The sequence below is a fragment of the Delftia sp. SD018 genome, assembly GCF_017355445.1.
Taxonomy (GTDB): domain Bacteria; phylum Pseudomonadota; class Gammaproteobacteria; order Burkholderiales; family Burkholderiaceae_C; genus Comamonas; species Comamonas acidovorans.
In genome coordinates, this window is the sequence record NZ_JADDRN010000044.1 from 15,770 (window position 1) to 28,958 (window position 13,189).

A 13,189-nucleotide genomic window follows, 5' to 3' on the forward strand; every position below is an offset into this window, starting at 1 on the left:
GCCCACTTCGGTGGGCTTTTTTTCGTCTGTACTTCCGTTCTTTTCTCCAGGCAGGTCAGCTGGGATCGTTCAGGTCTTCATGGTGGTCGGCCGTGCCCTGCTTCCAGTAAGAGGCCACGCGCATGCGCTTGGGCGATGCGCCCTTGGCCAGCAGCAGGCGACGCAGCTCGGCCATGGCGCTGTGCTCGCCCGCCGCCCAGATATAGCCGTCGTCCTGGGGCAGCTCCAGCGCCTGCACGGCATCGGCCAGCGATTCGACCCAGTCGCAGTCCAGCCGGGCCGTGCTGCTCCACTGGCGGCGGTCGGCCGGGTTGCGCAGCTGCACGCGCACCACGGCGCGGCTGCCGGCGGGCAGCTCGGCCAGGCGCCGCTCGATGGCGGGCATGGCGGTCTCGTCGCCGAACAGCCAATGCCATGGCAGGTTGGCCGAGATCACCAGGCTGCCGCGCGGCCCGGCCAGGCCCACCCACTGGCCCAGCGGTGCGGTCAGCGCCCATTCGGTGGCGGGGCCGGCATCGTGCAGCGCGAAATCCATGATGAGGTTCTGGCGCGCGGCGTCGTAGCGCAGCGGCGTGTAGTCGCGCAAGGTGGGGCGCTCGTCCTCCACGAAGGTCGGACGGCCATCGAGCAGCACGGGAAGCGCGGGCAGTTCGCGCCCGGCCTGCGGCAAGATGAGCTTGACGTGGTCGTCAAAGCCGGCGCTCACGAAGTCCTCCAGATCGGGGCCGCCCAGGGTCAGGCGGACAAAGCCGGGGCTGGGCTGTTCGCGCGAGAGCAATTGCACATGGCGGGCGCGGAAGGAATGGCGGACACGCTGGACGACGGGGGCCGGTGTCACGGCAGAGGTGGCTGGATTGGGCAAGTTCATTGGCGAAACGGCCTGCGACGGCCTAGAATGTTGATTTAGTCCACCAATTCTCTGCCATCCGTTGACTTTGTCAACGTATTTCCACAAGACCCTGCCATGAATGCCTCCCTGCCCGCCGATATCTTCGAGGCCATGCACGAGCTGCTGCACCTGTTCCGCTCGCGCATGCGCGAGGACATGGAGTCCATGGAGCCCGGGCTGACGCCCAACGAGGTGCGCGTGCTGATGTACGTGGGCCGGCACCCGGGCCGCACGCAAAGGGATCTGGTCGACCACAGCCACATGGACAAGGCCCAGCTTGCGCGCATGCTGGCGCAGCTGCAGGAGCAGGGATGGCTGGACCGCGAACCGGACGCCCGCGACCGCCGCGTGCGCTGCCTGAGCCTCAGCCCCCAGGGGCAGGCCCTGTTCGACCGGCTGCGCCAGTCGCGCCAGGCGCTGGCGGCTCGGCTGCTCAAGGATTGGGAGCCCGCCGCGCAACAGCAGTTGATGGCGCTGCTGGAGCGGGCCAGGGACAGCGTGGAAGCCGCGCCCTGATCAATCGACGGTCTTGTTCACGCGCGGCGCGACGGCGCACATGAGTTCATAGCCCAGCGTGCCTGCGGCCTCGGCCACCTCGTCGATGGGCAGCACGGCGCCGTTGCTGGCGCGGCCCCACAGCGTGACCTCGCTGCCCATGCCGGCATCGGGCACGGGCGTCAGGTCCACGGCCAGCATGTCCATGCTCACGCGGCCCAGGGTGCGGGTGCGCACGCCGTTCACCAGCACGGGCGTGCCCGTGCCGCAGTGGCGTGGATAGCCGTCGGCATAGCCGCAGGCCACGGTGCCCAGGCGCAGGGGGCCGTCGGCCGTGAAGCGCGATCCATAGCCCACGCTCTGCCCCTCGGTCAGTTGCTGCACGCCGATGATGCGCGAGCTCAGCGTCTGCGTGGGCTGCAGGCCCCAGTGGGCCGCCGTGTGCTGCGGATAGTCGGGGGCGCTGCCGTAGAGCACGATGCCCGGCCGCACCCAGTCGCAGCGCACCAGCGCGTCGTCGCCCTGGCGCAGCGTGGCCGCGCTGTTGCCCACGCTGCGCTCGCCGGGCAGGTCGCGCGTGGCGTCATGAAAGCGCTGCAGCTGTGCCGAGATTCCGGGCTGTCCGGCCCCTGCGTCGGCATCGCTGAAATGGGTCATGAACGAGATTTCCTCCACCTGAGGCAAGGCGTTCAGCCGGGCCCAGGCCGCGCGGTATCGCTCGGGCGTGAAGCCCAGGCGGTTCATGCCGGAGTTCATCTTGAGGAAGACGCGGTGGCCGTTCTGCGTCTTGTGCGCGGCCAGCCAGTCGATCTGGGCGTCGCAGTGCACGGCATGCCAGATGGACAGGCGCGAGCACAGCTCCAGGTCGCGCGGCTCGAAGACGCCTTCCAGCAGCAGGATGGGGCCGCGCCAGCCCAACTGGCGCACGCGTTCGGCCTCGGCCAGGTCCAGCATGGCGAAGCCGTCGGCGCCGCGCAGGGCCTCGAACACGTTCTCGATACCGTGGCCATAGGCGTTGGCTTTGACCACGGCCCACAATTTGGCATCGGGGACCGCCTGCCGCACCCGCTCCAGGTTGTGGCGAAGCGCGGCGGAATGGATGGTGGCAAGAATGGGACGCGGCATGGTTTTCACTCAGTCAGAAGCTTGGGATTCTGGCACTGCCGGCCGAAGGCCGCGTGATATAACCGCCAGTCACTTGCCACGGGGTCCTTATTTAACCGGTCAGCAGCCCTGCAGCTGACCCCATCTGCCTATCCATGAAGCGCGGTTTCTACACCATCATGTCAGCGCAGTTCTTCAGCTCGCTGGCAGACAACGCCCTGTTCGTGACCGCCGTGGAACTGCTGCGCACCAATGGCGCCCCCGAGTGGCAGCGCGCCGCCCTGGTGCCCATGTTCGCGCTGTTCTACGTGATCCTGGCCCCCTTCGTCGGCGCCTTTGCCGACGCCCTGCCCAAGGGGCGGGTGATGTTCATCAGCAATGCGATCAAGATCGTGGGCTGCCTGATGATGCTGTTCGGCAACCACCCGCTGCTGGCCTACGCCGTGGTGGGCCTGGGCGCAGCGGCCTACTCGCCGGCCAAGTACGGCATCCTCACCGAATTGCTGCCCGCCTCCCAGCTGGTCAAGGCCAATGGCTGGATCGAGGGGCTGACCATCACCTCCATCATCCTGGGCGTGCTCGTGGGCGGGCAGTTGCTGAGCCCGGGCATCTCGGCCCATCTGCTGGACTTCGACCTGCCGCTGCTGGACACGGGCGTGGACACGGCCGCCGAAGCGGCGATTGCCGTGCTGGTCGGCGTCTATGCGCTGGCCGCCTGGTTCAACCTGCGCATTCCGCTGACCGATACCATCCTGCGCCCGCTGCGCCAGGACCCCAGCAAGAGCCTGCTGGCCAACACCCTGGCCCTGCTGCCCGACTTCTGGACCTGCAGCCAGCGGCTGTGGGGGGACAAGCTGGGCCAGATCTCGCTGTCCACGACCACGCTGTTCTGGGGCGTGTCGGGCAACCTGCGCTACATCGTGCTGGCCTGGGGCGCGGCGGCCCTGGGCTACGGCACCTCCCAGGCATCGGCCCTGGTGGGCGTGGTGGCCATCGGCACGGCCGCAGGCGCCATCCTCGCGTCCATGCGCATGCGGCTGGACAACGCCACGCGCGTGATTCCGCTGGGCATCACCATGGGCCTGCTGGTGATCGCCATGATCTTCATCAAGAGCGTGTGGGTGGCCATTCCCTTCCTGATCCTGCTGGGCGGCCTGGGCGGCTTCCTGGTCGTGCCCATGAATGCGCTGCTGCAGCACCGCGGCCACAACCTCATGGGCGCGGGCCGCTCGATTGCCGTGCAGAACTTCAACGAGCAGGCCTGCATCCTGGCGCTGGGTGCCTTCTATGCGCTGTCCACCAAGTTCGGACTGTCGGCTTTCGGCGCCATCACGGTGTTCGGCCTGGTGGTGGCCGGCATCATGTGGCTGATCGGCCGCTGGCACGTCAGCAACGTGCGCAACCATCCCGAGGAAGTCGAGCGCCTGCTGGTGATTGCCCGCAAGGATTGTCATTGAGACTACCCCCTGAGGCGCTTCGCGCCTTCCCCCAGGGGGGATGACACCCTCGCGGCGGGGCGGCCCTGGCTCGGTGTCTCTCGCTTTGGGCCTCGCCAGTTCCATAGGGCGCTATCGATTGATAGGCCTGGTCTAAATGGTCTTCTCGTATTGTGTTCGGTGCGGGCTTTGCCTGACCGGGCACTTTTTCGTGGTTTTATGCATAGCCCGCTCCCCGTTCTCGCCCTGCTGTTCAACACCCTGGTCTGGGGTCTGGCCTGGTGGCCGTTTCGCGCCATGCACGAGGCCGGCCTGCATCCGCTGTGGGCCACGGCGCTGATGTATGCCCTGGTGCTGGCGGGGCTGGTGGCGCTGCGCCCGGCCAGCCTGCGCCAGGTGCTGCAGTACCCGGCGCTGATCCTGCTGGGCGCCTGCGCGGGCAGCAACAACATCGCCTTCAACTGGGCAGTGACCATTGGCGATGTGGTGCGCGTGGTGCTGCTGTTCTATCTGATGCCGGCATGGTCCGTGCTGCTGGCCTGGAAGATCCTGGGCGAGCGGCCCACGCCGGCCGCGCTGACGCGGCTGCTGCTGGCCTTTGGCGGGGTGGCGCTGGTGCTGGTGCCCGAGGGCACATTCAGCGGCGGCTCGCCCGGGCTGCTGCGCGGTCTGTCGCTTGCCGACGGCCTGGCACTGTTCGGCGGCTTCACCTTTGCGCTGACCAATGTGCTGCTGCGCCGCCTGCAAGCCGTGCCGGCGCAGGCGCGCATGCTGGCCATGTTCAGCGGCTGCATGGCCATGGGGCTGGCCAGCGCCTTCGCGGGCAGCAGCGTGGGGCTGGTGCCGCCCATGCCTGCGCCGCAGGCCGGCTGGATGCTGATTGCCGCCGGCCTGGCCGTGCTGCTGATGCTGGGCAACTGGGCGCTGCAGTTCGGCGCCGCGCGCCTGCCGGCCGGCGTGACCGCCGTGGTCATGCTGGCCGAGGTGGTGTTCGCCAGCGTCTCCTCGGTGTTGATTGCAGGCGAGGTGCTGACGCCGCGCACGCTGCTGGGCGGCGCCTGTATCATCGCGGCCGCGCTGCTGTCTGCGCTGGCGCATGCACGGCGGCGGGGGGCTTGACGCCCCGCCCGTACTCACGCTGCGCAATCAGCCCGTGAGCTGCCCGGCCAGCAGCAGGTAGCCCGGCAGCCAGCCCGTGAGCACGCCCTGCGCAATGCACAGGGCGCCCGTCACGCGGCCGATGTTGCGGCCCAGGGCCAGCAGCACGAAGAACATGGCCCACAGCACGGCCCAGGCCGCCCAGTTGGCCGCCATCCACCAGTCGATGGCGGTGCGCGCGCCCAGCAGGGTGTCGATGGCCACGGGCACGGCGGTGATGGCCACGAACAGGCTGAACCAGCCCAGGCCCCGGCCATCGGCACCCGTGAAGCGGTTGATGGCCACCCACAGGTAGGTGAAGGCGAACAGCAGGGTCAGCGCGCCGGTCTTGACCGAAGCCGCATCGGGCTCGGGCCCGAAGGCCGAGGCCAGGCCGATGATCAGCGAGACCAGGCCCGCGAACACGTTGATGACCCAGATCTCCCGGTCGGCGATGCGCCCCAGCATCCACAGGCCGTTCAGGCACAGCACGGCGCCCACGTAGAACAACGACAAACCCAGCCACATCGCAAGTCTCCTTTTGCTTTTTTGCTTTGAAGTGCCTTGCGCGCCGTGTTCATTTCCCGGAACGAGCGCGCACGGCAAGGCGCCGCCGCCCCGTGGCCGGGTGCAGCGGCGTCCGTGAAACAGTTCATCCCCGGGCCCGCCCCTGGTGGGCATCTGCGTGCTGGCGGAAGGGTCCGCTGCAGAGATGCCGCCTGTGATCCAGGGCAGGTGCACCGGCGCGTCCCTTGCCGGGCACGCGGCGGTGGAGTGTGCCGGCAGGCGGTGCTGCCGGTCTTTGGTGCCGGTCCTTGTGCCTAGGCCGCCTGCGTCTGCAGGCGGCGGCGGGCGCGTTCCAGCTGCTGCGCCACCTGGCGCGGGTTCATGCCGTACATGTCGGCAAAGCCGGCTTCGGAGGTCTGGCCGCTGGCCTCGAAGGCGCGCAGCAGCGCCTCGTCGCGGGCGGTGCGCGCATCGGCCTCGGCCAGTGCCTCGGCCACCAGGGTGTTGGTGGCCTCGTCACGGCCTTGCACGCGCGCCGCGTAGTCGTCGCGCGACAGGCCCGATGCCTCGTAGGCCGCGATGATGCGGTTGCGCAGCTTGGGCGCCAGGTCTTCGGGCGAGCGGTGCTGGCGGCGGCGGAAGACTTCGATCAGCGCATGGTGCACATGCTCGGGCGCCATGGCCTCGACCGACTGGCCCTGCAGGTCATGCCGGGCCTGGCCGCTGGCCACCACGGTGAGGTAGCGGCTCGAGCGCGTGTGCTGGGACAGGGCCAGCTTGAGCTGGTCGCGGTCAATGGCTTCAGGATGGGCGGCCAGCAGGTCTTCGAAGATGCCGCGCTTGAGCGGCAGCGGCTGCTCGCCGAACAGGTTCGGATGCCATTGGGCCAGTTGCGCCAGCAGCGGGTGCTGGGTGCGCACGGGCCTGGAAGCGTTGGCCTCGGCACTGGCGGCCGTGCCGGATGCGGCATCGGCGGCAGGCTCGGTGGCCTTGCCCTTGTTGCGGCCACGTCCGCCACGGCGCGAGCGCTTGCGGCCCTGGCCATCGGCGCTGGCTGCAGCCTGCGGCTCGGTGCCGGCAGCGGCGTCCGCCGGCAGCGCGGCGCTCTGTTCTTGCGGTTCAGACACGGATTCAGTCATGGCGGAGCACGTGGGCTTGGAGAAAACGAAACCCCGCATCATGCCAGCATTGCAAAGGCTTGCGCGGGCATAGGCCCCACGGCGTCGCGCTGGAGGCACAGATGCGCAGTCGGTACGCGGCGGGTCTCAGGCCAGCAGGGCCTCGTCCAGCACCTCTATCCAGTGGCGCACGGGCAGGTCCGTGCCGTTTTGCAGGTGGACGATGCAGCCCATGTTGGCCGAGAGGATGGCGGCGGGCCGCTGGGCATCGAAGCCTTCGGTCAGCGCACCGATCTTGCGGTCGCGCAACTGGTGCGAGAGTTCGGGCTGCAGCACCGAGTAGGTTCCCGCCGAGCCGCAGCACAGGTGCGATTCGGTGCGCGCCACGCGCAGCTCGAAGCCCAGCCTGGCCAGATGGGTTTCCACGCCGCCGCGCAGCTTTTGCCCATGCTGCAGCGTGCAGGGCGGGTGGTAGGCCATGGGCGCGGCCGGTGCGCGCACCCTGCCCTGCAGGCGCTCAGCCAGCTCGGGCAGGAGTTCGGGCAACAGCTCACTCAGGTCGCGCGTGAGGGCGCTGATGCGGGCTGCCTTGTCCGCGTACTGCGCATCGTCCTTGAGCAGATGGCCGTATTCCTTGACGGTGACGCCGCAGCCCGAGGCATTCATGACAATGGCCTCCACCGCGCCGCTGTCCACCTGCGGCCACCAGGCGTCGATATTGGCGCGCATCTGCGCCTTGCCGCCTTCCTGGTCGTTGAGGTGGAATTTCACGGCGCCGCAGCAACCGGCCTTGGGCGCGATCACGGTCTGTATGCCGGCCGCATCCAGCACGCGCGCGGTGGCGAAGTTGATGCGCGGCATCATGGCCGGCTGCACGCATCCGGCCAGCAGCAGCACCTTGCGCGCATGCTCGCGCACGGGCCAGGCGCCCGCATCCTGCGGCTGGGGCACTTTCTCGGCCAGGACTTCGGGCAGCAGGCCGCGCACGGCCTGGCCCAGCTTCAGGGCCGGGGCGAACAGCGGCGAGTTCAGCCCCTCCTTGAGCGCCCAGCGCTTGGCGCGCTCGCCGAAGGGGCGCGGCACCTGTTCCTCGACGATCTTGCGGCCTATGTCCACCAGGTGGCCGTACTGCACGCCGCTGGGGCAGGTACTTTCGCAGTTGCGGCAGGTCAGGCAGCGGTCCAGATGCTGCTGGGTGGCGCGCGTGGGCGTCTCGCCCTCCAGCACCTGCTTGATCAGGTAGATGCGGCCACGCGGCCCGTCCAGCTCGTCGCCCAGCAATTGGTAGGTCGGGCAGGTGGCCGTGCAAAAGCCGCAGTGCACGCACTTGCGCAGAATGGCTTCGGCCTCCTGGCCCTCGGGCGTGGCGCGGTACTGGGGTGCGAGTTGGGTCTGCATGGTGGGGCTCTTGTTGTATGGGTATCGGGGAACGGTCAGGCGCGGCAGCCGGACGCGGCGGTCACGCGCGAGGCGCGGCCCGCCGGCCCAGCAGCAGGGGCAGCCGCGCACGGTCGGCCCACAGCGGCGGCAGGGACAGCAGGCACAGCACCACGGCCAGCGGCACGACGAACACAAAGCCCAGGTGCCGGAAACCCAGCGCACCCGCAATGCCGCCCAGCAGGAACATGGACAACAGCCCTGCGAACAGCCGCAGCCGCACATGGTTGGCGTGGACCCGGTGCTCGGGCGGGCTGCCATGGCGATTCCAGTAAAGGGCTCGACCCAGCTCCATGCCCAGGTCGGTGATCACGCCCGTCATGTGCGTGGTGCGGATCTGCGAGGACGACATCTTGGTCACCGTGGCGTTCTGCAATCCCATGATGAAGGACAGCAGCAGCACGGCCAGCGGCACGGCGAACGGCGTGGGCCAGGCCAGCATGGCCGCGCCCAGCACGCCGAAGAGCAGCATCAGCGCGGCTTCCAGCAGCAGCGGCAGCGCATAGCTGCTGCGCAGCCGGTGGTGGCGCGCCCAGTTGACCAGCAGCGACGTCGCGGCCGCGCCGCACAGAAAGGCCAGCAGCGCACCGCAGGCACTGAGCACCAGCGCCGTATTGCCCAGCACGAGGTTGTCGGCCAGCAGCGAGACAAAGCCCGTCATGTGCGAGGTATAGGAGTGCACCAGCAAAAAGCCGCCCGCATTCACCGCACCCGCGTTGAAGGCCAGCAGCAGGCCCAGCGTGCGGTTGCTGGCCACCGTGCGGTGCCGGTCCGTGAGCAGGTGCAGGTGGTGGCGCATGCGCATGGGCGGAGCCAGGCGTTGGCCCGGCCTACCAGGCGGCGGCCAGCCGGCCGCGGTTGAAGATGCCCGCAGGATCGAAGGCCTGCTTGAGCCGCGCATGCAGCGCGGCCGTGGCGTCGGCCGCCTGGGCGTCGAAATCGGGCTCGGCGCCGGGCTGGTCTGCGGCCTCGGAGCGGAACAAGGTGGCCGATCCGCCCGCTGCTTTTGCCAGCGCGCGCAGCGCATGGCCCAGCGCACGCGGCGCCTGTACCCAGCGCAGTGCGCCGTGCCATTCGATCAGCGGCCCCGTGCAGCCGTCCGGCAGCGCCAGGGCCGGAGCCGTCTGCGGCACGGACAGGCGCCACAGCGCATGGCCCGGCGCGCGTGCGGTGAACCAGGGCAGCTGCTGCTCGCGGCAGGCCTGCCAGTCGGCAGCGGCATGCACAGGGTCCATGCGCTGCACACGCTCGCCACCCAGGCGCTCGCAGGCCGCCTGCACGGCGGCACGTGCGCCGCGCAGGCGCAGGTACAGCACGCCCTGGGCTGCGCCCTCTTCCTGCAGCCAGCAACTGGCATTGAGCGGCAGCGGCTGCCCGCCCCAGGCATTGAGCCAGTCCAGCGCCTGCTGCTGAGTGCATTCGAAGCGCAGCGTGGCCTCGGCCGGCGCCACGGGCAGCACCTTGAGGCTGACCTCGGTGATCAGGCCCAGCGCGCCCCAGGAGCCCGCCATCAGCCGCGAGACGTCGTAGCCCGCCACGTTCTTCATGACCTGCCCGCCGTAGCGCAGCAGCTCGCCCTGGCCGTTGATCATCTCCAGCCCCAGCACGAAGTCACGCACGGCGCCCACGCTGGCGCGCGCTGGCCCAGACAGGCCGCTGGCCACCATACCGCCCACGGTGGCGTTGCTGCTGTCTCCATCGAAATGCGGAGGCTCGAAGGCCAGGCACTGGCCCTGTGCCGCGAGCAGGGCCTCGACCTCGGCCAGCGGCGTGCCGGCGCGCACGGTCACGACCAGCTCGCTGGGCTCATAGCTGACCACGCCGGCCAGCGCCCGCGTGTCCAGCAGCTCGCCCTGCAGGGCCAGGCCGTGAAAATCCTTGGTGCCGCCGCCGCGTATGCGCAGCGGCGTGGCGTCGGCCGCAGCAGCGCGCACGCGCTGGGCGATCTGGAGGAGGTGGCTTTGGGCTGAATCCATGGCCTGCATCGTAGCGGCTGGGCCCTTTTGCGCCTCGGTGCGGACCCGTGAATTTTTTGAACGGCGCGCTTGAAGTTCTGCGGGCGGCGCAAAACAGCCGGGACGAAAAGGCAAAGACGCCATCTCTGCAGCGGCTCCAAAGCAAAAAAGGCCCCGGTGCAAGCACCGAGGCCAATCCGCAATGAACTCCCTGGAAACCGATCAGCGGTAGTACGCCACCTCGCCGTGCGTGGTGATGTCCAGGCCCTGGCGCTCGGATTCTTCGCTGACGCGCAGGCCGACGACCAGGTCGCAGATCTTGTAGGAGATGCCAGCCACCACGCCGGACCAGACGATGGTCAGCAGCACGCTCTTGACCTGCACCCACACTTGATGGCCCATGTTGAAGTCTGCGGGCTCGATGCCGCCCAGGCTGGAAGCGCAGAACACGCCGGTCAGGATGGCACCCAGGATGCCGCCCACACCGTGCACGCCGAACACGTCGCAGACGTCATCGACCTTGAGCAGCTTCTTGAGGCCCGACACACCCCACAGGCAGACGGGACCGGCGATCAGGCCCATGACGATGGCGCCCATGGGGCCCACGAGGCCGGCCGCCGGGGTGATGACCACCAGGCCGCCCACGGCGCCCGAGGCGGCGCCCAGCATGGAGGCCTTGCCCTTGTGCAGGGCTTCGGCAGCCAGCCAGGAGATGGTGGCGGCGCCCGTGGCGACGATGGTGTTGATGAAGGCCAGGCCGGCAATGCCGTTGGCAGCGCCTGCCGAGCCGGCGTTGAAGCCGAACCAGCCCACCCACAGCAGCGAGGCACCGACCATGGTCAGCGTCAGGCTGTGCGGAGGCAGTGCCTCGCGGCCGAAGCCGATGCGCTTGCCCAGCATGTAGGAGCCCACCAGACCGGCGATACCGGCGTTGATGTGCACCACGGTGCCGCCGGCGAAGTCCAGCGCGCCGTCCTTGCCCAGCAGGCCGCCACCCCAGACCATGTGGGCCATGGGGATGTAGCTGAAGGTGAACCACAGCACCGAGAACAGGATCACGGCCGAGAACTTGATGCGCTCGGCGAAGGCGCCGACGATCAGGGCCACGGTGATGGCGGCGAACGTGGACTGGAAGGCCACGAACACGTACTCGGGAATGGTCGGCAGCGCGCCGGCCAGCGTGTCGGGTGCAATGCCCTTGAGGAAGATCTTGCTGAAGCCGCCGAAGAAGTTGCCTTCGCCCGCAAAGGTCAGCGAGTAGCCGTAGACGGCCCACAGCAGCGTGATCAGCGAGAAGATCACGAAGACTTGGCAGAGCACGGACAGCATGTTCTTCGTGCGCACCAGGCCGCCGTAGAACAGTGCCAGGCCCGGGATCACCATCAGGATCACCAGCATGGTCGAGGTCAGCATCCAGGCCGTGTCACCGGCGCTGAGTGCGGGGGCCGGCGCCTCGGCTGCGGCCGCGGCGGCGGGGGCTGCTGCAGCGGCTGCATCGGCAACGGCTGCAGCGGCGGCGGGCTCCTGTGCCAGGGCAGCGGCGCCTGCGGCCAGCAGGCCCAGCCCCAGGCCCATGGAAAGAAGTCGTTTGGTCATGGCAGTCTTTCGGGAAACGAGGGGTTGAAACTCACAGTGCGCTGTCGCCGGTCTCGCCGGTACGGATGCGGACGGCCTGCTCGATGGGCAGCACGAAGATCTTGCCGTCACCGATCTTGCCGGTGCGCGCAGCGGCCTCGATGGCATCGATCACCTGGTCCACCAGCGCGTCGGGCACGGCGGCCTCCAGGCGCAGCTTGGGCAGGAAATCGACCACGTATTCCGCGCCGCGATACAGCTCGGTATGGCCCTTTTGGCGGCCGAAGCCCTTGACTTCGGTCACGGTGATGCCCTGCACGCCGATGTCGGAGAGCGCCTCGCGCACCTCGTCGAGCTTGAAGGGCTTGATGATGGCGGTCACCAGTTTCATGATGCTTTGCTCCTCAGGTCCGGTTACAGGGTCTTGGTCAGCGTCACGATCAGGCGCGCCTTGTTGACGTCACCGAAGTACGACTTCTTGTTCGCACCCGTCACGGCCGCGCCCAGCGACACGCCGTCGCCGAAATCGTAGGCACCGCCCACGCTGTAGTCCATATAGTTGGGCACGCCCAGGCCCTTGATGTCGCTGGCAAAGCGGGTGAAGCCCAGCGATGCCTTGACCGTCACCTTGGGCATCACTTCCTGGGTGAAGCCCAGCCACAGGTAGCCGGTGTTGCGGCCCGACAGTCCCGAGCCGGCCTTCTCGCCGGCCCAGCCGAAGTAGTCCTTGGACACGGTGTGCGAGTACTTGGCCGTGAACGGTCCATAGGTGGCCGCGCCATACAGCTCGGTGGTGTTGCCACTGGAATTGCCCGAGTACAGGTACTGCAGCGCGCCGAAGTCCAGGTCCACCTCGCCGGCCTTGAACTTGTAGCCGCCGTAGAAATCGGTTTCCAGCGAATTGCGGGGGAGCCAGTCCACGCTGGAGTTCCAGTTGCCGATGTACCAGCCGCTGTCACCGAAGGTGTAGTCGAAACCGCCCTGCAGGGCAGGCTTGACGGCCTTGTTGCGTCCCGTGTCCTGGTCCTGTCCGCGGAACTTGTAGTTCGTCGTCAGGGACACATTGGCCGTGAGCTGGGCGTGGGCCCAGAGCGGAGCGATGGCGACACAGGCGATGGCGAGCGACTTGAGGCTGGCACGGGACATGGGATCCTCCGGTTTGAAAAATTTCGTGACAACCGGGTTAAGCACGGACCGTGCCAGTCTTTTGATGCCGGGGCGTGCGCCTTTCCGGCTCCCCAATGCGGCACTGCAACACACAGCGATGCACCGGCTTTGTGCAAAAAATGTGCACCGATGCGGCGATAGCGGGCACTCACATGGCGCATCATCAAAAATGCACCAAGATAGTGCATATCACACTGCAATCCTGCTTGCACTGCCCTCAGAGGCCTGGTATTGCTAGAACGCACTGTAAGCAGGGACTCTCAAAACGCCTGTATAGGGGTATTCCGATATCGATGATTTTCCAAATAAACACCACCTTGCATCCCAGATAAGGTAATTGCTTACATATCCAGGATATTTCCGACCCCT

General features: G+C 68.1%; 14 protein-coding genes. 4 read left to right on the forward strand and 10 right to left on the reverse strand.

Annotated elements, in window-relative coordinates; all coding sequences use genetic code 11:
• Positions 1-55: 55 nt before the first annotated feature.
• Positions 56-868, reverse strand: a complete 813-nt coding sequence (locus tag INR38_RS26895; RefSeq protein ID WP_012202252.1) for a siderophore-interacting protein — start codon at positions 866-868, stop codon at positions 56-58.
• 96 nt (positions 869-964) lie between these two features.
• Between INR38_RS26895 and INR38_RS26900 the strand changes: the two genes are divergently transcribed.
• Positions 965-1,405 (forward strand): MarR family transcriptional regulator, encoded by a 441-nt coding sequence (locus INR38_RS26900; RefSeq protein WP_012202251.1) that lies wholly within the window; start codon positions 965-967, stop codon positions 1,403-1,405.
• Here INR38_RS26900 and alr read toward each other — a convergent pair whose 3' ends face one another.
• Positions 1,406-2,509 (reverse strand): alanine racemase, encoded by a 1,104-nt coding sequence (gene alr, locus INR38_RS26905; RefSeq protein WP_034397810.1) that lies wholly within the window; start codon positions 2,507-2,509, stop codon positions 1,406-1,408. It lies immediately after the preceding gene.
• 134 nt (positions 2,510-2,643) lie between these two features.
• Here alr and lplT point away from each other — a divergent pair, with 134 nt between their 5' ends.
• Both lplT and INR38_RS26915 read left to right on the forward strand, forming a co-directional pair.
• The gene (gene lplT, locus INR38_RS26910) at positions 2,644-3,945 is read left to right on the forward strand and encodes a lysophospholipid transporter LplT (RefSeq protein WP_013800185.1); all 1,302 of its coding nucleotides are present in this window, start codon (positions 2,644-2,646) and stop codon (positions 3,943-3,945) included.
• 198 nt (positions 3,946-4,143) lie between these two features.
• Positions 4,144-5,043 (forward strand): DMT family transporter, encoded by a 900-nt coding sequence (locus INR38_RS26915; RefSeq protein ID WP_207444445.1) that lies wholly within the window; start codon positions 4,144-4,146, stop codon positions 5,041-5,043.
• A 27-nt stretch (positions 5,044-5,070) separates the two neighbouring features.
• Here the strand turns inward: INR38_RS26915 and INR38_RS26920 are convergent, their stop codons facing one another.
• The 5 genes from INR38_RS26920 to glcE all read right to left on the reverse strand — a co-directional run bounded on the left by INR38_RS26920 (position 5,071) and on the right by glcE (position 10,108).
• Entirely contained in the window at positions 5,071-5,589 is a 519-nt protein-coding gene (locus INR38_RS26920) for an AmiS/UreI family transporter (RefSeq protein WP_013800183.1), read from the reverse strand.
• Positions 5,590-5,882: 293 nt separating this feature from the next.
• Entirely contained in the window at positions 5,883-6,749 is an 867-nt protein-coding gene (locus INR38_RS26925) for a ProQ/FinO family protein (RefSeq protein WP_034397802.1), read from the reverse strand.
• An 84-nt stretch (positions 6,750-6,833) separates the two neighbouring features.
• Entirely contained in the window at positions 6,834-8,084 is a 1,251-nt protein-coding gene (gene glcF / locus INR38_RS26930; RefSeq protein ID WP_063328057.1) for a glycolate oxidase subunit GlcF, read from the reverse strand.
• 61 nt (positions 8,085-8,145) lie between these two features.
• Complete coding sequence (locus INR38_RS26935) at positions 8,146-8,928, reverse strand: YoaK family protein (protein ID WP_012202244.1); 783 nt, start codon at positions 8,926-8,928, stop codon at positions 8,146-8,148.
• A 25-nt stretch (positions 8,929-8,953) separates the two neighbouring features.
• The gene (gene glcE / locus INR38_RS26940) at positions 8,954-10,108 is read right to left on the reverse strand and encodes a glycolate oxidase subunit GlcE (RefSeq protein WP_207444444.1); all 1,155 of its coding nucleotides are present in this window, start codon (positions 10,106-10,108) and stop codon (positions 8,954-8,956) included.
• 38 nt (positions 10,109-10,146) lie between these two features.
• On the opposite strand from glcE, the gene INR38_RS26945 reads away from it, so the two are divergent.
• The gene (locus tag INR38_RS26945; protein ID WP_156179898.1) at positions 10,147-10,284 is read left to right on the forward strand and encodes a hypothetical protein; all 138 of its coding nucleotides are present in this window, start codon (positions 10,147-10,149) and stop codon (positions 10,282-10,284) included.
• A 16-nt stretch (positions 10,285-10,300) separates the two neighbouring features.
• On the opposite strand, the gene amt is transcribed toward INR38_RS26945, so the two are convergent.
• The 3 genes from amt to INR38_RS26960 are packed head-to-tail and all read right to left on the reverse strand — an operon-like array spanning position 10,301 to position 12,799.
• Positions 10,301-11,674 (reverse strand): ammonium transporter, encoded by a 1,374-nt coding sequence (gene amt, locus INR38_RS26950; RefSeq protein ID WP_170962109.1) that lies wholly within the window; start codon positions 11,672-11,674, stop codon positions 10,301-10,303.
• A 31-nt stretch (positions 11,675-11,705) separates the two neighbouring features.
• Positions 11,706-12,044: a P-II family nitrogen regulator gene (locus tag INR38_RS26955; protein WP_012202241.1), complete on the reverse strand. Its 339-nt coding sequence runs from the start codon at positions 12,042-12,044 to the stop codon at positions 11,706-11,708.
• A 23-nt stretch (positions 12,045-12,067) separates the two neighbouring features.
• The gene (locus INR38_RS26960; RefSeq protein ID WP_013800176.1) at positions 12,068-12,799 is read right to left on the reverse strand and encodes a TorF family putative porin; all 732 of its coding nucleotides are present in this window, start codon (positions 12,797-12,799) and stop codon (positions 12,068-12,070) included.
• Positions 12,800-13,189 lie beyond the last annotated feature (390 nt).

Excerpts from the sequence above, each read along its gene's own strand:
- INR38_RS26895 (WP_012202252.1), bottom strand. The coding sequence starts at position 868 with ATGAACTTGCCCAATCCAGCCACCTCTGCCGTGACACCGGCCCCCGTC.
- INR38_RS26900 (WP_012202251.1), top strand. The coding sequence starts at position 965 with ATGAATGCCTCCCTGCCCGCCGATATCTTCGAGGCCATGCACGAGCTG.
- alr (WP_034397810.1), bottom strand. The coding sequence starts at position 2,509 with ATGCCGCGTCCCATTCTTGCCACCATCCATTCCGCCGCGCTTCGCCAC.
- lplT (WP_013800185.1), top strand. The coding sequence starts at position 2,644 with ATGAAGCGCGGTTTCTACACCATCATGTCAGCGCAGTTCTTCAGCTCG.
- INR38_RS26915 (WP_207444445.1), top strand. The coding sequence starts at position 4,144 with ATGCATAGCCCGCTCCCCGTTCTCGCCCTGCTGTTCAACACCCTGGTC.
- INR38_RS26920 (WP_013800183.1), bottom strand. The coding sequence starts at position 5,589 with ATGTGGCTGGGTTTGTCGTTGTTCTACGTGGGCGCCGTGCTGTGCCTG.
- INR38_RS26925 (WP_034397802.1), bottom strand. The coding sequence starts at position 6,749 with ATGATGCGGGGTTTCGTTTTCTCCAAGCCCACGTGCTCCGCCATGACT.
- glcF (WP_063328057.1), bottom strand. The coding sequence starts at position 8,084 with ATGCAGACCCAACTCGCACCCCAGTACCGCGCCACGCCCGAGGGCCAG.
- INR38_RS26935 (WP_012202244.1), bottom strand. The coding sequence starts at position 8,928 with ATGCGCATGCGCCACCACCTGCACCTGCTCACGGACCGGCACCGCACG.
- glcE (WP_207444444.1), bottom strand. The coding sequence starts at position 10,108 with ATGCAGGCCATGGATTCAGCCCAAAGCCACCTCCTCCAGATCGCCCAG.
- amt (WP_170962109.1), bottom strand. The coding sequence starts at position 11,674 with ATGACCAAACGACTTCTTTCCATGGGCCTGGGGCTGGGCCTGCTGGCC.
- INR38_RS26955 (WP_012202241.1), bottom strand. The coding sequence starts at position 12,044 with ATGAAACTGGTGACCGCCATCATCAAGCCCTTCAAGCTCGACGAGGTG.
- INR38_RS26960 (WP_013800176.1), bottom strand. The coding sequence starts at position 12,799 with ATGTCCCGTGCCAGCCTCAAGTCGCTCGCCATCGCCTGTGTCGCCATC.